Annotated in this window: 18 protein-coding genes; 3 read left to right on the forward strand and 15 right to left on the reverse strand. The window is 71.3% G+C overall.

All coding sequences use genetic code 11. The annotated features are described in order from the left end of the window. Positions 1–11: 11 nt before the first annotated feature. The 12 genes from FNV62_RS03045 to FNV62_RS03100 all read right to left on the reverse strand — a co-directional run bounded on the left by FNV62_RS03045 (position 12) and on the right by FNV62_RS03100 (position 13,669). On the reverse strand, positions 12–995 hold the full coding sequence (locus FNV62_RS03045; RefSeq protein ID WP_144314617.1) for a sugar kinase: 984 nt from the start codon (positions 993–995) through the stop codon (positions 12–14). A gap of 10 nt (positions 996–1,005) precedes the next feature. Next, the gene (locus tag FNV62_RS03050) at positions 1,006–1,911 is read right to left on the reverse strand and encodes an SMP-30/gluconolactonase/LRE family protein (RefSeq protein WP_144314618.1); all 906 of its coding nucleotides are present in this window, start codon (positions 1,909–1,911) and stop codon (positions 1,006–1,008) included. Next, complete coding sequence (locus tag FNV62_RS03055) at positions 1,908–2,543, reverse strand: bifunctional 4-hydroxy-2-oxoglutarate aldolase/2-dehydro-3-deoxy-phosphogluconate aldolase (protein ID WP_143614048.1); 636 nt, start codon at positions 2,541–2,543, stop codon at positions 1,908–1,910. Before FNV62_RS03055 ends, FNV62_RS03050 begins: the two co-directional genes overlap by 4 nt. A 26-nt stretch (positions 2,544–2,569) precedes the next feature. Next, the gene (locus tag FNV62_RS03060; RefSeq protein ID WP_143599821.1) at positions 2,570–3,367 is read right to left on the reverse strand and encodes a hypothetical protein; all 798 of its coding nucleotides are present in this window, start codon (positions 3,365–3,367) and stop codon (positions 2,570–2,572) included. Further along, positions 3,361–4,506, reverse strand: a complete 1,146-nt coding sequence (gene dgoD / locus FNV62_RS03065; protein WP_097282373.1) for a galactonate dehydratase — start codon at positions 4,504–4,506, stop codon at positions 3,361–3,363. The genes FNV62_RS03060 and dgoD overlap by 7 nt, the downstream gene beginning before the upstream one ends. Further along, the gene (locus tag FNV62_RS03070; protein WP_097282374.1) at positions 4,503–5,264 is read right to left on the reverse strand and encodes a FadR/GntR family transcriptional regulator; all 762 of its coding nucleotides are present in this window, start codon (positions 5,262–5,264) and stop codon (positions 4,503–4,505) included. The genes dgoD and FNV62_RS03070 overlap by 4 nt, the downstream gene beginning before the upstream one ends. A 49-nt stretch (positions 5,265–5,313) precedes the next feature. Further along, positions 5,314–6,072, reverse strand: coding sequence for an SDR family NAD(P)-dependent oxidoreductase (locus FNV62_RS03075; protein ID WP_143606763.1), 759 nt, complete (start codon positions 6,070–6,072; stop codon positions 5,314–5,316). Positions 6,073–6,148: 76 nt separating this feature from the next. Next, positions 6,149–8,260, reverse strand: a complete 2,112-nt coding sequence (locus FNV62_RS03080; RefSeq protein ID WP_144314619.1) for an alpha-galactosidase — start codon at positions 8,258–8,260, stop codon at positions 6,149–6,151. After that, positions 8,257–9,180: a carbohydrate ABC transporter permease gene (locus FNV62_RS03085; RefSeq protein WP_079174255.1), complete on the reverse strand. Its 924-nt coding sequence runs from the start codon at positions 9,178–9,180 to the stop codon at positions 8,257–8,259. The genes FNV62_RS03080 and FNV62_RS03085 overlap by 4 nt, the downstream gene beginning before the upstream one ends. Then, positions 9,177–10,076 carry a carbohydrate ABC transporter permease gene (locus FNV62_RS03090; RefSeq protein WP_060897308.1) on the reverse strand — a complete coding sequence of 300 codons (900 nt, stop codon included), beginning with the start codon at positions 10,074–10,076 and terminating at the stop codon, positions 9,177–9,179. Before FNV62_RS03090 ends, FNV62_RS03085 begins: the two co-directional genes overlap by 4 nt. Before the next feature lie 2 nt (positions 10,077–10,078). Further along, positions 10,079–11,371 carry an ABC transporter substrate-binding protein gene (locus FNV62_RS03095; RefSeq protein WP_097282376.1) on the reverse strand — a complete coding sequence of 431 codons (1,293 nt, stop codon included), beginning with the start codon at positions 11,369–11,371 and terminating at the stop codon, positions 10,079–10,081. Positions 11,372–11,557: 186 nt separating this feature from the next. Continuing rightward, positions 11,558–13,669 carry a glycoside hydrolase family 27 protein gene (locus FNV62_RS03100; RefSeq protein ID WP_144314620.1) on the reverse strand — a complete coding sequence of 704 codons (2,112 nt, stop codon included), beginning with the start codon at positions 13,667–13,669 and terminating at the stop codon, positions 11,558–11,560. 357 nt (positions 13,670–14,026) lie between these two features. Here FNV62_RS03100 and msrA point away from each other — a divergent pair, with 357 nt between their 5' ends. Then, entirely contained in the window at positions 14,027–14,539 is a 513-nt protein-coding gene (gene msrA, locus FNV62_RS03105; protein ID WP_054228503.1) for a peptide-methionine (S)-S-oxide reductase MsrA, read from the forward strand. A 135-nt stretch (positions 14,540–14,674) separates the two neighbouring features. On the opposite strand, the gene FNV62_RS03110 is transcribed toward msrA, so the two are convergent. Then, entirely contained in the window at positions 14,675–15,562 is an 888-nt protein-coding gene (locus FNV62_RS03110) for a helix-turn-helix domain-containing protein (RefSeq protein WP_144314621.1), read from the reverse strand. A 132-nt stretch (positions 15,563–15,694) separates the two neighbouring features. Between FNV62_RS03110 and FNV62_RS03115 the strand changes: the two genes are divergently transcribed. Then, entirely contained in the window at positions 15,695–16,618 is a 924-nt protein-coding gene (locus tag FNV62_RS03115) for an SDR family NAD(P)-dependent oxidoreductase (RefSeq protein ID WP_144314622.1), read from the forward strand. Between the two features lie 403 nt (positions 16,619–17,021). Here FNV62_RS03115 and FNV62_RS03120 read toward each other — a convergent pair whose 3' ends face one another. After that, positions 17,022–17,561, reverse strand: a complete 540-nt coding sequence (locus FNV62_RS03120; RefSeq protein WP_225900115.1) for a hypothetical protein — start codon at positions 17,559–17,561, stop codon at positions 17,022–17,024. A 708-nt stretch (positions 17,562–18,269) separates the two neighbouring features. Here FNV62_RS03120 and FNV62_RS03125 point away from each other — a divergent pair. Beyond that, positions 18,270–19,280, forward strand: coding sequence for an NAD(P)H-dependent flavin oxidoreductase (locus FNV62_RS03125; protein WP_143599827.1), 1,011 nt, complete (start codon positions 18,270–18,272; stop codon positions 19,278–19,280). 216 nt (positions 19,281–19,496) lie between these two features. Here FNV62_RS03125 and FNV62_RS03130 read toward each other — a convergent pair whose 3' ends face one another. Next, positions 19,497–20,378, reverse strand: a complete 882-nt coding sequence (locus tag FNV62_RS03130) for an SDR family oxidoreductase (RefSeq protein WP_143599828.1) — start codon at positions 20,376–20,378, stop codon at positions 19,497–19,499. Positions 20,379–20,384 lie beyond the last annotated feature (6 nt).

Genomic DNA, 20,384 nt, shown 5'->3' on the forward strand with positions numbered 1-20,384 from the left:
GTCCGGAGGGATCAGTCGATGACGGCGGTCCGCCAGGTCTCCTCGTCGGCGTCCAGGAGGGCCGCGACGAGGGCGGGGGCCGGCAGTGGGCCGTGGTCGGCGGCGACTCTCAGGGCCGATGCCGCGGTCAGATGGCCCAGCCGCAGGGCGCGGTCCACGGGCAGTTGCCGTAGCAGGCCGCTGAGGAATCCGGCGGCGAAGGCGTCTCCGGCGCCGACCGGTTCGGTGACGCGCACGGTCAGGGCGGGCACGCTGTGGGCAGCGGCCCCCACGAAGGCGGTGGCGGCGCGGTCCCCGTCCTTCACGACGAGGACGCGCGGGCCGGACAGGAGTTCGCGGACCCGTCCGGCGTCGGTGATCCCGTCCCCCCACAGGGCTTGGGCCTCGTCGAGGCCGACGAGCACGATGTCGGCCCGGTCTGCGAGCCGCCGCAGCACGTCGGCGGCGGAGCGGCCGTCCCACAGCGCGGGGCGGTGGTTGACGTCGAAGCTGACGGGCCACGGGCGGTCGGGGCGCAGCGCGTGTTCGACGAGGGCGCGGCAGCCGGGCGACAGGGCGGGGGTGATGCCGCTGAGGTGGACGAGCGCGGCGCCCGTCACCGCCGGGTCGTCGAGCACGTCTGGGGTGAGGGCCGAGGCGGCGGATCCGGCGCGGTGGTAGTGGACGCGGGTGCCGTGCCCGGCCGGGCCCGGGTCCTTGAGCAGCAGTCCGGTGGGCCGCCGCGGGTCGGTGCGGACGCCGCTCACGTCGACGCCGCCCGCGGCGATCCGGGCGCGGACGCGGCGGCCGAAGGGGTCGTCGCCGACCGCGGAGACCCAGCGGGCGGGAATGCCGTGGTCGGCGAGGTAGAGGGCGACGTTCGACTCGGCGCCCGCGATGTCGACGCGCAGCAGGTCGGCGCCGTCCAACGGCCCGAGGGGGTCGGGGGCGAGGGCGGCCATGGTCTCGCCGACGCAGACCACGGGGCCGGGGCGCAGTGGCCGGTGGGTACTCATGGTGGGCTTCCTAGAGAGTGCCGGCGCGGTCCGCCGGGGCCGGGGCGGACGGGACTGCGGGGCGGTACGGGGCGGCCGGGGCGCCGGGAACATCGACCCGGAGCGCGAAGACGGCGCCGTCGAGGGGTCCCGGGACGGGCAGGCCGATGTGCGCGCTGGTGACGAGGAGCGTACGGCCGTCGGGGCCGCCGAGGCAGAGTCCCGCGGGCTGCCCGGCGGGCAGGTCGACGATCCGGTCGAGGCCCCCGTCGGGGCGGTAGCGGTGGACCTGCCCGGTGCCCCAGACGGCGGTCCACAGGCAGCCCTCGATGTCGGTGGTCATGCCGTCGGGGCTGCCGGAGCCGAGGGTGACGAAGGGTTCGGGGGTGCCCGGGTCGCCGCTCACGGGGTCGACCGGATAGCGGCGGATGACGCCCCGGGCGCTGTCGGCGAGGTACATGACGGTGCCGTCGGCGCTGAAGGCCGGGCCGTTGGGGATCGTGACGTCCCGCAGGACGCGGGTGACGCGGCCGTCGCGGTCCAGGCGGTAGAGGGAGCCCGCGTCCGGGGTGGCCTCGTGCGCCATGCTGCCCGCCCAGAAGCGGCCGTACGGGTCGGCGACGCCGTCGTTCATCCGCATCGGCACGGGTGCGTCCTCCTCGGGGCGCGCGATCCAGTCGACGCGGCCCGCGGGGTCGATGCGGCAGATGCCGGGGCCCGCCGCCGCGATCCAGTTGCCGGGGTGCCCCTCCACCGGTGCCACGGCGCCCAGCGGGCAGGGCAGTCGGGTGATCGGGGCGAGCGGCGCGTCGGGTCCGTCGGGCAGTTCGAGCAGCCGGCCGGTGAGGATGTCGGTCAGCACGGCGCGGCCGTCCGTCCAGCGGATGCCCTCGCCCAGTTCGAGGCGGTCGGTCCCCAGGACCGCGGGGGCCGTCACGGGCGGGCGTCCGCGCGGACGACGTCCAGGAAGGCGCGGGCGCGCTCACGCAGGGCGGTGAGGTCGCCGCCCTCGGCGGCGTCGCCGATCAGGGGCGAGCCGACGCCGACGGCGATGGCTCCCTCGCGCAGGTAGTCGGCGGCCGCCGGCGCGTCCACTCCCCCGACGGGTACGAAGGGCAGGTCCGGGAAGGGTCCGCGCAGGTCCCGCAGATAGCCGGGGCCCCCGGCGCTGCCCGCCGGGAAGAGCTTGAGGGCGTCGGCTCCGAGCCGCTGTGCCTGGAGGATGTCGGTGGGCGTCATCACGCCGGCGAGCACGGGGAGTTCGAGTTCCCGCCCGGTGGCGATGCCGTCGCTGACCCCGGGGGTGACGAGGAAGGCGGCGCCGGCCTTCTGGGCGGCGCGGGCGTCGTCGGAGCTGAGCACGGTTCCGGCGCCGAGCGTCGCGTCGGGGCCGAGCGCGTTGCGGGCCCGCGCGATGACGTCGAGCGCGTCGCGCCCGGAGAGGGAGACCTCGATGAGGGTGACGCCCTCCTCGGCGAGGGTGAGTACGGTGGTCAGCGCGGCGTCCGGGTCGCTGCCGCGGACGATGGCGAGCAGCCGGTGGGCGCGCAGCGCGGCGAGCAGGTTCATCCGAGATCCCTTCTGGTGACGGTGGTTCAGGTGCGTCGGGTCGCGGTGACGGTGAGCCGCCAGGTGACCTCACCGGCCGGCGGCACGACGGCGGTGTCGCCGTCGTGCGCCGCGGCGCGGTCGAAGACGTGGCCGAGCATCGGCTCGACGCCGATCGAGCGGTACGGCGCGCCTTGGGGGAAGCCGCCGAGGTTGCGCCAGAGGGCGACCGCGACGGGCTGCCCGTCGGCCTCGACGGACAGGTGCAGCGTGTCGGCGCCGTCGTGCACGGACACCCGGGTGGTGAGGACGACCGCTCCGACGGCGCTCCCGTCGTCCGGGCCGAGCCGGTCCAGCGGTACGCCGTCGACGCTGGGCCAGTTGCCCGCGACCCAGCGGTCGCCCTCGTCCGGGTAGAGCCGGGTCACCGCCGGTCCGACGACGTCGATCCGGGCGGCCGGTGAGAGGTCGAGCAGGGCGTGGGCGGCCCACACGAAGCGGTAGCCGGGCTCGGCGGCGAGCGTGTAGTCGGCGACGACCGCGTCCCCTCGCTCTCCGATGCGCCGGGTCAGGCGGAAGTCGGGGCACTCCGCGATGTCCTCCTCCCCCGCCCTTCGCCAGGGCCGCGACCAGACGTCCCCGTGGTCGGGCAGCCCGCGCACGGTGGGCACGCACTCCTCCAGGCCGCCGGCGTCGGCGAACGGGGCACCCGGCCGGACCACGCGGCGGCGGGGCTCGTCGCGGTGCCACAGCCACTCGCGGCCACCGGCGGTCAGCGACGTCCAGCGTCCGCCGTGGTCCGGGTCGGTGGCGACGCGGACGGGCAACCGCGTGGCGCTCACCATTCGGCGAAGGAGCCGTCGACGTGCCGCCAGACGGGGTTGCGCCAGGCGTGACCGGACCGGTCGGCGGCGCGGACCGCGTTCTCGTCGACGGCGATGCCGAGTCCGGGCAGTCCGGTGCGGTGCGCCTGGCCGTCGACGAAGCGGAAGGGCTCGGTGTCGACCAGGTAGGACAGCAGGTCGGCGTCCTTGTTGTAGTGGATGCCCCGACTCTGCTCCTGGATCAGGAAGTTGGGCGTTGCGAAGGCGACCTGGAGGCTGGCGGCCAGCGCGATGGGACCGAGCGGGCAGTGCGGCGCCAGGTGGGCCCCGAAGGTCTCTGCGAGCGAGGCGATTCGGGTGACCTCCGATATCCCTCCGGCGTGCGACAGGTCGGGCTGGGCCACGGCGACGCCCGCGGTCAGCACCGGGAGGAAGTCGGCCCGTCCGTAGAGCCGTTCGCCGGTGGCCAGCGGCACGGACGAGGCGGCGACCAGGCCGGGCAGCAGGTGTGCCTGCTCGGGCAGGACGGGTTCCTCGACGAACAGCGGGTGCAGCGGGGCCATCTCGTGGAGTACGCGGCGCGCGTTGGCGGCGCTGAAGCGGCCGTGGAAGTCGACGGCGACGTCGCGGTGCGGGCCCAGGGCCTCGCGGGCGGCTGCCACGCGCTCGACGACGGCGGCCGTCTCGGCGGGGCTGCCGATCGGCGGGGTGCGCCCGGCGGCGTTCATCTTGACGGCGGTGAAGCCGGCCTCCACCTGGGCGGTGACCTCCTCCTTGAGCCGCGCGGGTTCGTCGCCGCCGACCCAGGCGTACACCCGGACGGTGTCGCGGACCGGGCCGCCGAGCAGGGTGTGCACCGGCACCCCGAGGGCGCGGCCCGCGATGTCCCACAGTGCCTGGTCGATGCCGGCGACGGCGCTGGAGAGGATCGGGCCGCCCCGGTAGAAGCCGCCCTTGCTCAGCACCTGCCAGTGGTCCTGGATGCGCAGCGGGTCCTGGCCCACCAGGTACTCGGCCAGCACCTCGACGGCCGACCGGACCACCTCGGCCCGGCCCTCCACCACCGGCTCGCCCCAGCCGACGACGCCGTCGTCGGTCTCGATGCGGCAGAACAGCCACCGGGGCGGGACGAGAAAGGTCTCGACGCGCGCGATCTTCACTGTGCCTGGCCGTCCTTCTCGTCCGTGGAGCCGTCCGTGCCCTCGGGTGTGGACGGACCGCTGAGTTTGTCGAGGTCGCGCGTCGCCTGGTCGAGCAGGGCGCGCATGGCGTGTTCCGCGCCGTCGGGGTCCCGGGCGCGCACGGCGTCGAGGACGGCTCGGTGGCTGGGGACCGGGTCCTCGCTGTGGGGGGCGCTGTGCACGAGCCGGTCGCGCTGGGCCAGGCCCGACTCGATGACCATCTCCATGCGTTCCAGCAGTTCGTTGTGGGTGGCCGCGAGCAGCGCCCGGTGGAAGGCGAGGTCGGCCTCGACGGCGTCGCTCGCGCCGCCCTCCTGACCCATCGCGGTCAGCGCCGCCTCCAACGCCTCGAGGTCGGCGTCGGTGCGGCGGGCCGCGGCCAGCCGCACGGCGGCGGGTTCGATGATGCCGCGGACCTCGCCGAGGTTGCGGAGCAGCGCGGGGTCGGCGCCGGTGCCGTCGCTCTCGGAGAACTGCCAGCGCAGTACGTCGGCGTCGAGCAGGTTCCAGTCGGAGCGGGGCCGCACGAACGTGCCGCGCTTCTGCCGGGCGTCGACCATGCCCTTGGCCGCGAGCACCTTGAGCGATTCGCGCAGGGCGGTCAGGCTGACGTCCAGTTCGCTCTGCAGGGCCGCCATGTCGAGCGTCGCTCCCTCGGGGATCTCGCCGCTGAGCACCCGGCGGGCAAGGGTCTCCACGGTCTGGCCGTGCACTCCGCGGCGCGCGTATGGCGTCATGTGTTTGCCTTTCTTGCTGGTCGGTCGGTGGCTGGAGCGGTCGGTCCCGTCACGCGGAGGCCTTACTGACGCTCCAGCCGCCGTCCACGAGCAGGCTCGATCCGGTGATGTAGGAGGCTTCGTCGGCGGCGAGGAAGGCGACGGCGGCGGCGACCTCCTCGGGGGTGCCGAAGCGGCGGGCCGCGGTCTCGGCGACGCTGAGCTCGCGCTCGGCCTGCGGGACCCGGTCCCAGGCGGCGGTCAGGATCGGTCCCGGCAGCACGGCGTTGACGCGAACATCGGGGCCGTACTCGACGGCGAGCTGACCGCACAGCGACAGCAACGCTCCCTTGCTCGCCGCGTACGCCGGGTGGCCGGGGATCCCCCGGTGTGCGTGGACGGAGGAGACGAGCACCACGGCCCCCTGGTGCTCGCGCAGGTCGGGCAGTGTGGCCTTGACTCCCAGGAAGGCGCCGGTGAGGTTGACCGAGAGCTGCCGTTCCCAGGAGGCGAGGCTGGTCTCGTGGGCCGGTGCGACCGCCACTGTGTACGCGTTGCTGACCAGGACGCCCACGGGCCCGAAGCTGTGGGCGGCGGTGATCACTCGCTGCCAGTCGTCCTCGCTCGCGACGTCGGCGGCGACGAAGAGGGTCCGGGCCCCGTCCTTGCGCAGCCGCTCGGCGGCTTCCTCGCCGCGTTCGGCGGCGATGTCGACCAGGACGACGGCCGCGCCCTCCGCGGCGAGGCGTGCCGCGGTGGCCGCGCCGATGCCCGACGCGGCGCCGGTGACGACGGCGACGCGGTTGGTGAAGCGGGCCGCTGGGTTCATGAGGTGGGTCGTCTCCTGTTCGAGAGGGAGGTGGGGTGCGGATGTTCGAGAGTCGGTGCGAATTCTTCCGTTGTCGTCACTGCCGGGCCAGCACGGTCAGCTCCGCGTCGTGTCCGGTGGTCCAGGCGAACGGCAGCCCCGAGTGGAGCAGGTACGCGCCGCTGTAGCGGGTGCCGGTCGTGGTGTCGGTGTAGCGGGCGTCCGGCCTCAGGCCGCGCAGTCGGAGCCGGGCGGCCCGGCCGGGCACCAGGGGCGCGCCGTCGAGCGGGCCGGTGTTCCAGGCCGTCACCACCAGGCGGGCGCCGCCCGGTTCCTCGTACTGGATGCCGCAGGTCGGGTCGGCGGGGCTGCCGAGCAGGCTCACCTCTCCGTGGTGGACGATGTCGCGGATCTCCTTGTAGCGGGCGATCCACCCGCCGGCCTCGGCGCGCTGCTGCGGCGTCCAGTGGCGTATGTCGGCGCCGATGCCCAGGACTCCGGCGATGGAGTTGACGAACCGGAAGGCGAGAGAGCGGGGGCGCGGGTCGAAGACGCCGGGGGCGTCGGTGACCCAGGAGCTCATGGTGTGCGGGGCGTGCGCGTGGAGGTAGCCGTACTGGATGCGCAGCCGGTCCATGGGCGCGGTGTTGTCGCTGGGCCACATCACGTCGGTGCGGGCGAGGGTGGCGTGCTCGACGCGGGCGCCGCCGCCGGCGCAGCCCTCGACGGTGACGTGCGGGTGGGCGGTGCGCAGGTGGTCCAGGACGCGCAGGTAGCCGGCGACGTGGGCGGCGTCGAGGTCCTGGCGCTCGGGGTCGGGACCGGCCTGGTGGCCGGGGCGGCCGCGCTCGGTGGGCGGCCGGTTCATGTCCCACTTGAGGTAGCTGATGGCGTACGAGCCGAGCAGCCGGTCGAGCGTGCCGATGACGAAGTCCTGGACGTCCTCGCGGCCGAGGTCGAGCAGGAGCTGGTTGCGTACGAGCGTCGCGGGTCGGCCCTCGATCCGGTACACCCACTCGGGGTGCTCCGCGTAGAGCCTGGAGCGGGGGCTGATGCCCTCGGGCTCCACCCACAGGCCGAAGTCCATGCCGAGGGCGCGGACGTCCTCGACGAACCGGTCGAACCCGCCGGGGAATTCGGCCGGGTCCGGGTCCCAGTCGCCGAGACCGCCGGTGTCGTCGGCGCGTCCGGTGAACCAGCCGTCGTCGACGACGAAGAGTTCGGCGCCCAGGTCCGCGGCCGTCTTGGCGAGCTCCAGCTGCCCGGCGGCGTCGACGTCGAAGCCGGTCGCCTCCCACGAGTTGTAGAGGACCTTGCGTGGCCGGTGGATGCGCTCGCCGGTGAGGTGTCGCTCGTAGCGGTGCCAGACGCGGGCCAGTCCGTCGAGCCCGTCCGGGCTGAAGGCGCAGGCCAGCCGGGGAGTGACGAGGGTGGCGCCGGGGGCGAGTCGGACGGCGCCCTCGTGGGGCACGCGGCCGGCGCGTACGCGTACGGCGCCGCCGGGCTCGGCGTCGGCGGTGATCCGCCAGTTGCCGGACCACTCCAGGGCGATGCCGTACGTGGGGGTGGCGCCCTCGGCGGGGGCGGCGGCGTCCTGGACCGCGAGCCAGGGGTGGTACGCGTGCCCGGCCGAACCCTGGGTGCTCTCCATCTCGAAGCGGCCGCGCTCCAGCTCCACGTGCTTCAGCTGGAACTCCTGCGACCACTGTCCGGCCAGGTACGTCAGCCGCGCGCCGCCCTGGACGGGCACATTGACGGCGGCGGAGTCGAAGCGCTCCAGGCGTACCTCGGTCTCGCCGGTGCAGGTCAGCTCCGTCCAGCGCAGCACGACGTCCGTGCCGGGCACCGCCTCGTACCGGAGCGTCGTGCGCAGCCCGAGGACGTCGTCGGCGAACTCCAGGCGCAGCGCCAGGTCGCCGTCCTGCGTGGCGCCGGTGAATCGCCACCAGCTGCCGCGGTCGCCGCCGGGGCGGGAGGCGACCAGGTCGGCGCCGGTGAACGGCCGCAGCCCGTAGGGGATGTACTCGGCCGGGGCGGCGTCGGCGGGGACGATGAAGTGGGTGCGCCGCGACCAGTCCATGGGCGACGGCCCGTCCTCGACACCGTGCGGGCCCCAGGCGGCGAGTTCGGCCCAGCGGTCGTCGCCGCCGAGGGTGACCGCGTAGGTGGTGGTGTCGGTGCGCAGCAGCCACCGGTCGTGCACGGTCACTTGACGGCTCCGAGGTTCAGTCCGGCCACGAAGTGGCGCTGGAAGCGGAGGAAGACGGCCACCGTCGGGGCGGCGGCGATCACCGAGCCGGCCGCGATCACGTTCCACATGGACACGTACTGGCCCTGCAACCCGATGAGGGAGGCGGTGATGGGCATCTGGGTGTCGGTGCGCAGCACTGTGATGGCCCACAGCAGGTCGTTGAAGATCCAGGTGAACGACAGGGCGGTCAGCGCGGCCAGCGCCGGGCGGGCCAGCGGCAGGATGACCCGCCAGTAGATCTGCCACGGGTTCGCGCCGTCGATGACGGCGGCCTGCTGGATCTCACCGGGGATCGCCCGCATGAAGCCGTGCAGGACGAAGACGTAGAAGCCGACGCCGAAGCCGACCTGCACGCCGATCAGGGCGTACAACTGGTCGTAGATGCCGAGCAGTTCGCTGAGCTTGGAGACCGGGATCAGCAGGATCTGCGGGGGCAGCAGATTGCCGCCGAGCATGAGCAGCAGCAGGACGCGCCGGAAGGGCAGGTCGTAGCGGCTGAGCGCGAAGGCCGCCATGGAGGCGAGGCCGAGCGAGAGCAGCACGGTGGGGATGGTGACCAGCATGCTGTTGATGAGGGCACGCTGCTGGCCGCCGTCCACCCACGCCTGCCGGAAGCTGTCGAAGGTGAACGAGTGCGGCCAGCTGCCGACGCCGTGCGCGGCGATGTCGTCGAACGTCCGGGTGCTGGTGACCAGGACGAGGGCGATCGGCAGCAGCCACAGCGCGGACAGCAGGCCCGCGGAGAGGTGGAAGCCGGCGGTGCGCAGGGCGCGGCCGCTCAGGGCTGGGCGGCGGGGCGCCGCGACCTTGGCGGAGCCGGCCCGGCCCGCCGGGCCCTCGGCGTCCTTGAGGTCCGTGGTGGCGTGGGTGGCGGTCATGAGTCGGCCTCCCGGAAGGCACGCACGAGGTAGCTCGCGATGACGCCGAAGGCCAGCACGAAGATGACGACGGCGAGTGCGGAGCCGTATCCCAGACGCAGCGACTGGAACGCGGTGGAGTACATGTAGGTGCTCAGCAGTTCGGAGGAGTGGTACGGGCCGCCGCGGGTGAGCGCCCACACCACGTCGAACGAGCGCAGCGAGTCGATGACGATCACCGAAAGGACGACCGCGTTGACGCTGCGCAGCTGCGGCAGGGTGATGTGCCGGAACTGCTGCAGGCGGGTGGCGCCGTCGACCTTCGCCGCCTCGTACAGCACGGGGTCGATGCCCTTGAGGCCGGCCAGGTACAGCACCATCACGTAGCCGACCTGGCGCCACAGCGCGGGCACGATCACCGCGTAGAAGGCGGTGTCCTGGTCGGCGAGCCACGCGTGCTTCCAGCCACCCAGACCGATGGCTCCCAGTACGTTGTTGATCAGGCCGTCCGGCTGGTACATGGCCTGCCACACCAGCGCGGTCGCGACCAGTGAGAAGACCACCGGCAGGAAGAGCGCCGCCCGGTAGAACCCGATGCCGCGCCGCTCCTGCTGGAGCAGCAGCGCGGCACCGAGCCCGAGGGCGGCGGACAGCCCGCCGAAGAGCAGCAGCCACAGCACCGTGTTGATCGCGGCGGTGCGGAAGACCTCGTCGTGCACCATCTCGCTGAAGTTGCCGAGGCCGACGAACTTCGGGGCCGACAGACCGTCCCAAGAGGTCAGGGACAGGTAGAAGCCCTGGAGGGCCGGCCAGAAGACCCAGAACGCCTCGACGAGCAGCGGGACGAGGACGAAGGCCAGGACCACCGGGGGCACCCGCGTGGCCCTGGACCGTCGTGTGGAGCCGATCAAAGCCATTGTCACTGGCTCCAGATCTTCTGTGCGCTGCGCTGCCACGTGGTGAGGATGGAGCCGATCTCCTTGGGCTTGGCCAGGTAGTGCACGAGCGCCGTGTCGGCGGTCGGCTGGAGCGCGTCGCTGGAGTCCCGGTTGAAGAACTGCGTCACGTCGGTGGCGCTCTCGATGAGTTTGCGGCCCTTGAGGACGAGCGGCGTGCCGGCGTCCTTGGCGTCCGGGTGCGTGGGCAGCGCGGTGCCGGAGGAGTTCTTGAGGTACAGCTCCTGCGCCTCGGCGGAGGCCAGGTAGCGCAGCAGTTCCTTGACGCCGTCGGCGCGCTTGGTGCGGGCGCTGGCGAAGTAGCCGTCCGTGGGCGCCTCCTCGGCGACCGGCACCTTCGGGTCGATGATGGGGAACTGGAAGAAGTCCAGGTCGCCCAGGGCGTCCTTGGGTGCGGCGTCGGCGAAGAAGGTACCGATGAGCATCATGCCGGTGCGGCCCTGGAGGAGGGCGGTGGTGGCGTCCTGGAAGGGGATGGCCGTGCCGTTGGGGTCGAAGAACGGGCGGGCCTCGTCCCACTTGTCGAAGACCTTGCGCACCTCGGGGTCGTCGAAGCGGTGCTTGCCCGCCAGGAGTTCGCGGTGGTACGCGGCGCCGTTGACGCGGATGTTGAGGTAGTCGAACCAGGTGGAGGCGACCCAGGGGGTGTCACCGCCGGCGCCGAGGCCGATCGGGGCGACGCCCTTGCTCTTGAGCTTGTCGCACAGGCCGAGGAACTCGTCCCAGGTCTTGGGCTCCTTGACGCCCCACTTGGCGAAGTTCGACTTCCGGTAGAACACGCCCCACCAGTAGTAGCTGGTGGGCACGAAGACCTTCTTGCCGCTGGAGGCCGAGGTGCACAGCTTCTTCAGCGCGTCGGAGTAGCCGGCGAGTTCGGGCTTCTCCCATATGTCGTCGAGACCGAGGAGCAGGTCCTTCTTGGCGTACGACTCGGCCACGGAGCCGGGGTACCAGGTGTAGGCGTCCGGCGGGTTGGCCGACGTGAGGTAGGTCGGCAGCTGGGTGCGGAAGGTCTCGGACGCGACGGTGTTGAGCTGCGCCCCGGCGCCGCCGCGCTTGTCGAAGGCGGCGACGATCGCCTGCATCGCGGTCTTGGCCTGCGGAGAGGAGAGGTTGGACTGCAGGGTCACCGGGCCGCCGGACTTTCCTCCGGAGGCGGACGGGCTCTGGGTGACGCAGCCGCTGAGCAGCGCGCCGGCACCGACTGCGCCGGCTCCTACGAGGAATCTGCGGCGGTTGGCGTTGAAGGCGGTCATCTATGTACTCCCTAAGTGCCCACGGAACGGAGCTGAGGCCCCCTGACGGCCCGGCTCTGCCTGCAGCAGGCACAGCCTGTCGCAGGGGTCCGGACACCGTCAAGATTAATTACTAATTTATTTCTCGGAGGGTGGGCCTCCGGGCCGAAACAAGCCCGGAGGCCCACCAAAGCGAGCGCGCGGAGCTCAGAGCTCGGTCTGGTGGACGCGGCCGTCCACCCCGCGGTAGGCCGCCAGTACGCCGCCCTCCGGCCCGGCTACGGCACCGAGCGCGCCGTCGAAGGCACCGCTGACGAAGTCGGTGTCCTTGCTCCAGCCGGCCCAGCCGCCGTCGGCGGTCCAACTGCGCGTCCAGAGCGTGTAGTCCCCGGCCCGCGCGTACAGGTGGACGGTGCCGCCGGAGGCCACCAAGGTCGGGCTGCCACTGGTCGTGCCACCGAGGGCCGTCCAGTCCGACCAGGTGCCGGAGGTGTCGCGGGTACGTGACCACACCGAGTCGTCGGGGGTGCGCACTGCCACGTGCAGCCGTCCGGCGTCGTCGACGACGGCCGACGGTCGTCCGTAGAACGGCCGGCCCTGCGGGGCGCCGAGCGAGGTCCAGGCGGAGGCCGGGCCACGCGACCACACATGGCCGTCCGCACCGCGCGCGAACAGGGTCCAGTCGTCCGGTCCCGCGAAGGCCGCGGTCGGCGCGTCCGTCAGCGTCCCGCCAAGGTTCTGCCAGCGCCCCCAGTGCCCGTTCGCGTACACGCGCCGGTAGGCGGTGTCGTCGGCGCCGCGCACGAAGACGTCGATCCGTCCCCCGGCCGAGGCGTACGCCGCGGGCTGACCCAGGATGCGGCCGCGCGCCGGGCCACCCAGATCGGTGGTCCGGGACGTGGCCCAGTCACCACCGTGCGCGGTCTGCGCACGCAGCGCGCCGTCCGTGCCGCGGGTGAAGACAGTGAGCGTGTCACCGTCGCGCACCAGGGCCGGGCTCGCCGACGAGCGGCCGGGAAGCTGCGTGCCGGGGGCCTCGTCGGTGCCGGTCAGCTTGAGGAAGGCCGTGCCGTGGGCGGGGACGCGCACCGTGTACGAGCCGGTGAAGGTGCCACGCGAGGCACGGGCCCGCAGGTCACGCACCGCGACCTTGCCCGCGAGGCCGGCGTCCGCGAAGGTCACCGTGCGGTCCTGCGCCTGATCGGAACGGTTGAGCAGGACGACCGCCCGCTTGCCCGCGCCCCGCAGCACCTTGCTGTAGACGTCCCCGACCGAGTCGGTCGCCACGCGGGCGCCCTGGATGCCCAGCGGGTCCTGGTCGACGGCGATGATCTCGGGGTTGCGCAGGGTGTCGATCATCGACTGCGCCAGGGTGCGCGGGTCACTGCCGAGCATGAGCGGCGAGGCCATCTCGGCCCACATCACGAACTGAGTGGTGGACTCCTCCTCCGTCAGCTCGTAGCCACCCTCGGCGAGCTTGCGCATCGGGATCAGGTAGTCGGGGTCGTTCCAGTGCCCGGGCCCCTGGGCCTCGGGATGCCAGGCGTTGGCATCCATGTTGCGCAGGATGTTCGGCCACTCCCCCGCGGTCGGGGTGCCCCAGGCGATGTCGGTGCCGGTGCGCCAGGAGTCGGCTGCCGTCGGACCGTAGACGAAGGTGTTGTGCGCGTCCTGTTCCGGGGTGTGCGGCATGCCCCAGTCGTCGGTGAGCGGGTTGCACAGGTTGAGCAGCATCTTCCGCCCGGACTTGGCGACGGCGTCGCTGAACTCCTTGAAGGCCGGGCCCGGATCGAGCCCCGCGCCGATGCCGCACAGGAAGTCCACCTTGATGGCGTCGACCTTCCACCCGGCGAACTGGCGGGCGTCCTGCTCGTAGTGACCGCGACTGCCCAGGCCGCACCACTTCCCGCCGTCGTACTCACCCGCGTCGGTGTAGATGCCGACCTTGAGGCCCCGCTTGTGGAGGTACGTCACCAGCGCGGGGATGCCGGAGGGAAAGCGGGTCGGGTTGGCCACGAGCCGGCCGGTCTGCGGATCGCGCGGCTGGTCAGCCTGCCAACCGCCGTCCAGCCAGACGATGTTGTAACCGCTGTCGCGCAGCCCGCTGCTGACGAGGTGATCGGCGACCTTCCTGACCTGGTCCTCCGTCGGGGCGCCGAGCCCGTAGTAGGTGTTCCATCCCATGTACGGCGTGGAGGCGAGACCGCTGTCGTAGTACTGCGGCGCGCCCTGGTCGTCCGCGGCGTGTGCCGCCGGAACCGCCGACCCGACCAGCACCACGGCACCGAGCACCACCGCGGTCCGCCGCGGTCGTGCCATCCCTGCACGATGCGAAGCCACTGAATTCTCCCGAGAGTTGGGGGTACGGGGCACCCCGCTCCGGTCGTGCCTGGGCGTCGGTGCCACGGCGGAAACTGTGCCCAGGCCCCTCAGGCCTGTCAATATTAATTGCTAATTAACTTAAAAACGGGATCCCGCGGTGACGTAGGCACCGCCCCCGGACGGTTTCCGCAGGCTGCGGCGGTGACCCGCGCCTGGTTGATCGCCGGCGGGGTGGGCGGGCGCGGAATTGTTTGGAACCCTCACGCGCTGATGAAGCCAGAGGGCATGGGATGCCGCCGGTGGGCGAGCCGAGCAGCCCGAGTGACCGAGGCGACAGACATTGGAGGGGCCGACATGGCAGCGCAGACGCAGAGGGCCGTACTGGCGGGCGGATGCTTCTGGGGGATGGAGGACCTGATCCGCCGGCTCCCGGGCGTGACAGCGACCCGGGTCGGATACACCGGGGGTGACGTGCCGAACGCGACGTACCGCAACCACGGCACCCACGCGGAGGCCATTGAGATCGTCTTCGACCCCGAGAAGACCGACTTCCGCACGATCTTGGAGTTCTTCTTCCAGATCCACGACCCGAGCACCAAGAACCGTCAGGGCAACGACATCGGTCTCAGCTACCGCTCGGCGATCTACTACGTGGACGACGAGCAGAAGCGGATCGCGGAGGACACCATCGCGGACGTGGACGCCTCCGGACTGTGGCCGGGCAAGGTCGTCACCGAGGTCGAGCCGGTCGGCCCCTTCTGGGAGGCCGAGCCCGAGCACCAGGACTACCTGGAGCGTTACCCCGATGGCTACACCTGCCACTTCCCGCGGCCGGGATGGCGGCTGCCCGCCCGCGCGGAGGGCTGACCGCGCGGAGGAGGGACCGCTCGCAGGAGTGACGCTGAGGGCCGACCCCGTGAGGCGGCAACCAGCTCATCCAGCGTGAGGAAGAACGGCGAGTGCGTCGGCGACCGGACCGGTCGCCGATGTCCGGGAAGCACGTCAAGGCATGGCGTGTCCTGGCGTTACGGTCTGGTCGCCGGCCGGCCGTGTACCGCCGACGTGGTCGGGGGCGTGCATGCTGGCGAGCAGACGCAGGCGTTCTTCGGAGGCGCTGCCCGGCTGTGCGTGGTAGGTGACCAGCGTCTGCCCGCCGGTGCCCGGGACCAGCAGCTTCTCGTAGTGCAGTTCCAGAGGGCCGGCCTCGGGGTGACGAAGCAGGCTGGTGCCGGTCGTCTTGTGCTTGACGTCCTGCCGGGCCCAGAGCGTGCGGAAGCGCTCGCTGCGCAGGGAGAGCTCCCCGACGATCTCGACAAGGCGCGGTTCATCGATGTCCGCGCCGGCGACCGAGCGCAGGTACGGGACGACCCGGGCGGTCATGTCTTGCCAGTCCTGATGGAGTTCCCGCATCTCCGGCTCCAGGAACGCGGCCAGAATGCTGTTGCGCCCTGGCGCGTTGAACGGTGAGAGCGCGATGGCGAGGCTGTTGGCGGCCAGGACGTCCATGTATGTGCCGTGGATGTACGCCGGGGTGAGTGGCCAGGAGTCGATGAGCGTGCGCAGGCCGTCACCGACCTGCTCCGGCCTGCGGGGCCGCTTGCGCCGCGGGCTCTTGCGTGTGGCGATCTCCAGCAGGTACGTCGTCGCCTCCTCGTCCAGTCGCAGGGCGCGGGCGATGCTGCGCAGGACCTGCTCCGAGGGGTTTCTGTCGCGGCCTTGCTCCAAGCGGTTGTAGTAGTCGGAGCTGATGCCCGCGAGGAAGGCGACCTCCTCGCGGCGCAGCCCCGGGACACGCCGGTTGCCCTGATCCCAGGCCTCATCGGGCTGGACCAGTGCCCTGCGGGCGCGCAGATACCGGCCCAGTGGGTTCGCGTCTCCGGCGGCTGTCATGTTTCCAGCGTACGAACGCGCTCCGGGTTCATGGGTGGCCCTGCCAGTCCCAGTCTCACCCCGTCCTGGTTCGTCCCACAGCCTTCGGCGCAGGATGACGGCGCAGTTCGAACGACCGGAGGAATCCATCACATGTCCCAGCTCTTCACGACCCTGTTCGGCCGCGACAGCACCGCCTCGGAGGTGATCGAAGGCGTCGACCTGTCAGGCAGGCGGGCGATCGTCACGGGCGGGGGCTCGGGCATCGGAGTCGAGACCGCCCGCGCTCTGGCGGCCAACGGTGCCGAGGTCACGCTCGCCGTGCGCCGTCCGGAAGCCGGCGAGCAGGTCGCGGCCGACCTGCGCAAGGCCACCGGGAACGACGCGATCCGCGTCGCCCGCCTGGACGTGGCCGACCTGGAATCGGTGCGGGCGTTCACCGCCGGCTGGCAGGGTCCGCTGCACATCCTGATCAACAACGCCGGCATCATGATGCCTCCGGACCTCGAGCGGGGCATCGGCGGCCACGAGCAGCAGTTCGCCACCAACTACCTGGGGCACTTCGCCCTGGCCCTGGGGCTGCACCGGGCCCTCGCCGACGGCGAGGGAGCGCGCCTGGTCTCGGTCTCCTCCAGCGGGCATCTCTTCTCCCCCGTCGTCTTCGACGACATCGCCTTCCGCTTCCGCCCGTACGACGCGCTCGTCGCCTACGGCCAGTCCAAGACCGCCGTCATCCTCCTGGCCGTCGAGGCGCAGCGCCGCTGGTCGGCCGACGGCATCACGGCCAACTCCCTGCACCCCGGTGCGATCGCCACCAACCTCCAGCGGCACACCGGGGGCCTGCGGACCCCGGAGCCCTACCGCAAGACGATCGAGCAGGGCGCCGCGACCACCGTGTTCCTCGCCGCCTCCCCGCTCGTCGAAGGCATCGGCGGCCGCTACTTCGAAGACGTCAACGAGGCCCCTCTCGTCCACGCCCGGCCCACCCGGCTGGGCGTCCCCGGCGTGGCCCCCTACGCGCTGGACCCGGCGAACGCCGAGCGCCTGTGGGAACTGGCGAGCGACATCGTCCGCTGACCGGCATCAAGCCCGACCAGGGTCGGTTTCCTCCGTCCCGGTGACCGCGGCGGCCCCATGGCAGAAGCCTGGATGTTCTGGACAGCCACAGACCGGGCAGCGACACCGTCACACTGATGGGCGCGTCTGTGCTCGCGCGATCGTTCATGTCCCGGAAAGCGGTGAACGCGCCGCCCCGCATCACGTCAGGGGCACCTTCTACGGCGAGAGGGGCTTCATCAGGCATTTGAACGCAAAGCCTGCGCGCTATTACCCATCCCGATCACCTTCATGCAGCAGCCTCCGGTTGCCTCTCAAAGGCCCCACCGAAAGGCGAAGAGCTCAGCTGAGACCAGCAGTGCGCCCGGGATTCCAAGCCGTGAGGCGGCGTGGAATCCCGGGCTTGCGGCTCGTGCGGCGCTGCCTAGTTGCAGTTCGTCGAGTCTCGAACAGCGTTGACGAGGTACGTGCTTGAGCTTGAGGTGTTCTTCATCAGTGCGGTGACCGTGCCGCAACCGCCATGGGCGCGGTAGACAGGTCCTGCGTACTGGCTGAAGTTGCCCTCGTCACTCGCACAGCCCTCAGCCGTGTAGTTCGAACAAAGCTTGAGCTTCATCCACTTCGCGCCACTCGTGTTGTTATCGAAGATGGCACACGTAGGAGCGTCATTGCTCGCGGGGTTGGATCCCTTGACGTAGACGAAGAGAGTCCCCAGGCGCGAGGCGTCGGGCAACTGTTCGGCCCTGTAGAGATTGTATCCCGTACCACAGACAGTTGCGGCTGCTACGACTGCAACGGGATTCTCCGCTGCAATTTTCCTGGCGTTCATGTCAGCCTTGGCCGAAATGCTGGGAACCGGCCGGTCGGCCGCTGCGACCTGCGGAGCAGTCAGGCCGAGTACACCCAGGGTGACTGTAGCCGCTGAAAAGACGATTCTTGCTGCGCGCCGGCTTCGCACGGTCATGAGATCCCCCTCTGGAAATCATTCAAGTAGCCGCCCAAGAAACTCAAGAAACATGGATGGGCGAAGCGAATAACAGCGGCGAGAGCCAATCAGATCGCCTGTCCTGTTGTCCATGTGGATTTCTGCGAGAAAACGGATGCTGTTGTTCCGCTGTGACCCTATGCGCGTGGACCTTCCTCTCTCGAGGGGAAGAATCAGGCAATCGTCCGGCCGCCCAGTTACCCGTAGTCCCGATCCCGGGGTGAGTTGAGTGGTGCACGTCACGCCATGGGCGAAGCTGCCGACCTGCCTGTTTTTGGCCATTGGCCGAAGGTTGGCGGGAGTCCGCCCCCACTGATGCCAGGCGTGGATGTCGGGATTCAGCCTGCTGGCAGTACTGATGTGGAGAGGCGACGACACCTGCGGGTTCGTGATCACGGTAAGCAATTGATCCTGGCGTCGAGCAGGGCGTGATCGATGTTCCCTTCACCCAGAGGTCCGACGCCCCCTACGGGTATTACCTCGACACCGGCTCGCCATCTTGATCCAGCGACTCGCACCAGGGTCGTCAGAGCACCCGTCCCGACCTACGTACATCAGGTGGACGGCGACCCAGGTGTTTCCTGGCGGTGCCAGGGCGTGTCCGATGGGCCGCGTGCGATTCAGACATCCAACGGCCGTCTTGGCATGCAGCCCGTTGACGTTTCGTCAGTCCGCTAGTGTGCGGCCATGTTGCAGACGAGATTCACCGATATGTTCGGGCTTGCTCATCCGGTGATGTCGGCCCCCATGGCCCTGCACAGTGGCGGAACACTCGCCGCCGCGGTCTCCGCCGCCGGCGGCCTCGGCTGTTTCGGGGGTACGCATCCCTGGAAGGGACCCGACTGGATCCGTGCGGAGATCGCGACCATCCGTGCCTCGACGGACCGGCCGTTCGGAGTCGGGTTCATCACGCCGTTCCTCCCTTTCACCGAGCCGCTGTTCGACGCAACGCTGGAGGAGCGGCCAGAGGTCGTCGCATTGTCGTTCGCCGATCCCCAGCCGTGGCTTGCCCGGGCCAAGGACGCGGGAGCCCGGGTGATATGCCAGGTCCAGAACTACGAGGACGCCGAGGCGGCGGTTGCCGCGGGGGCCGATGTCCTCGTGGCGCAGGGCAACGAGGCCGGCGGTCACACCGGGACGATGGGTCTGCTGCCGTTCCTGAGCGGGATCGTGCGCAGGTACCCCGATGTCCCGGTGCTGGCCGCAGGCGGCATTGGCGACGGACGAACGCTCGCGGCCGTCCTCACCGCCGGTGCGGACGGTGCCTGGTTGGGCACGGCATTCCTTGCCACACCCGAGGCGGTCGAGGTGCACGACATCCACAAGCGCCTGATCGTCGAGAGCGACGGCGGCGACACCGTGTGGACACAGGCCTACGACATCGTGTCAGGACTGCCGTGGCCGACCGGTATCGGTGAACGCGTCCGCCGCAACCGGTTCACCGACGAGTGGGCGGAGCGCGCATCGACCCTGCGGGACCGCGCGGAGGAATTCAGGCCTGAGCAAGGCGCCAACCCCTTCGGGGCCCCGCCCGACCCCGACACGGGTGAGATCATCTACGGCCAGTCGGCGTCCTTCGTCGATGCCGTGCGCCCGGCCGCTGACGTGGTCCGCGCGATCAGCGACGAGGCCGAAGCGATCCTGGATTCGCGGCCTCGCTCGCTGCTCGGCCACCGCGTTCCAGGACGGTCTGCTTGATCCGCAGACCCCACAGGCAACGGCGACTGCCGCGTGGCGAGTACGCCTTGTCACCCCTCAGATGGTCCGGCCGGGTATGGAGAGGGCCGCCGGCCGGACGGTGCACCCGCATGCGTTCCACGACCGCGATCATTGCGAAACGATCCCCCGTTCCCGGGTGTTCCGCCGTCGGCGTGAGCGTCGGCAACGCGTCCGTCCGATCTTCCCGGTCGCCGGTCAGGGCTGGATGTTTTCCAGGTCCTCCAGAAGGCGCGGATGCTTCGGCTCCCAGCCGAGTGCCTGCCGGGTGTGGGTGCTGGACGAGGGCTGGTCGGTCGCGAAGATCGGGCCGAGAGGGCCGTAGGTCTCCGATGGGACCGACTCGACCGGCAGGCCCAGCCGTCGGCCGATGACCACGGCGATGTCCCGCACCTTGTCACCCTCGTCGGCCACGGCGTGCCAGGAGGTACCGGCCGGCGCCTGCTCCAGGGCGAGCCGGAAGAGGACCGCCGCGTCGAGCGCGTGCACGGCCGGCCAACGCTGTGCGCCGTCGCCCGGGTAGCCGGACACTCCTGTCTGGCGTGCGATGCCGGTCAGCAGACCGGCGAACCCGCCCGTGCCCTGGTTGTGAACCGTGCGCGGCATGCGTACGGCCGTGCTCCGGACTCCGCGTGAGGCCAAGCCCAGGACCGCCGTGACCGCGCGACCGCGACCACCGACCGGCCCGTCGGTCGGCAGCGGATCGACCTCGGTGGAGGCGCGGCCCGGCGCATGGGGCGTACCCGAGACGGTGACGAAGGGGCGGTCGCTGCCGACGAGTTCCTCGCCGAGGGCAGCGAGGGCGGCACTTTCCTCGGCGACCGCCCTTGCGAGGGCGTCGGGGCTGCTGAAGTCGTTGGCGAATGCCAGGTGGATCACCCCGTCGGCCTGAGCGACGCCGGCGCGAAGGATGTCCAGATCGGCGAGACCTCCCCGGAGCGGTTCGGCGCCGGCCGCCTCGGCGACCAGCGCGGACGCGTCGGAGCGGGCGAGGGCGAGGACGGTGTGGCCGTTGCCGAGCAGTTCGGCGACGACGGCGGAACCGATCAGACCGGTGCCACCGGTGACAAAGACGCGCATGAAACT

This window comes from Streptomyces sp. RLB3-17, from assembly GCF_007113425.2.
Lineage (GTDB): Bacteria > Actinomycetota > Actinomycetes > Streptomycetales > Streptomycetaceae > Streptomyces > Streptomyces mirabilis_D.

Coding starts and splice junctions, on each gene's coding strand:
- FNV62_RS03130 (WP_143599828.1), bottom strand. CDS start 20,378: ATGCGCGTCTTTGTCACCGGTGGCACCGGTCTGATCGGTTCCGCCGTC.
- msrA (WP_054228503.1), top strand. CDS start 14,027: ATGGCAGCGCAGACGCAGAGGGCCGTACTGGCGGGCGGATGCTTCTGG.
- FNV62_RS03045 (WP_144314617.1), bottom strand. CDS start 995: ATGAGTACCCACCGGCCACTGCGCCCCGGCCCCGTGGTCTGCGTCGGC.
- FNV62_RS03120 (WP_225900115.1), bottom strand. CDS start 17,561: ATGACCGTGCGAAGCCGGCGCGCAGCAAGAATCGTCTTTTCAGCGGCT.
- FNV62_RS03075 (WP_143606763.1), bottom strand. CDS start 6,072: ATGAACCCAGCGGCCCGCTTCACCAACCGCGTCGCCGTCGTCACCGGC.
- FNV62_RS03060 (WP_143599821.1), bottom strand. CDS start 3,367: ATGGTGAGCGCCACGCGGTTGCCCGTCCGCGTCGCCACCGACCCGGAC.
- FNV62_RS03070 (WP_097282374.1), bottom strand. CDS start 5,264: ATGACGCCATACGCGCGCCGCGGAGTGCACGGCCAGACCGTGGAGACC.
- FNV62_RS03110 (WP_144314621.1), bottom strand. CDS start 15,562: ATGACAGCCGCCGGAGACGCGAACCCACTGGGCCGGTATCTGCGCGCC.
- FNV62_RS03095 (WP_097282376.1), bottom strand. CDS start 11,371: ATGACCGCCTTCAACGCCAACCGCCGCAGATTCCTCGTAGGAGCCGGC.
- FNV62_RS03115 (WP_144314622.1), top strand. CDS start 15,695: ATGTCCCAGCTCTTCACGACCCTGTTCGGCCGCGACAGCACCGCCTCG.
- FNV62_RS03085 (WP_079174255.1), bottom strand. CDS start 9,180: ATGACCGCCACCCACGCCACCACGGACCTCAAGGACGCCGAGGGCCCG.
- FNV62_RS03125 (WP_143599827.1), top strand. CDS start 18,270: ATGTTGCAGACGAGATTCACCGATATGTTCGGGCTTGCTCATCCGGTG.
- FNV62_RS03100 (WP_144314620.1), bottom strand. CDS start 13,669: ATGGCACGACCGCGGCGGACCGCGGTGGTGCTCGGTGCCGTGGTGCTG.
- FNV62_RS03090 (WP_060897308.1), bottom strand. CDS start 10,076: ATGGCTTTGATCGGCTCCACACGACGGTCCAGGGCCACGCGGGTGCCC.
- FNV62_RS03055 (WP_143614048.1), bottom strand. CDS start 2,543: ATGAACCTGCTCGCCGCGCTGCGCGCCCACCGGCTGCTCGCCATCGTC.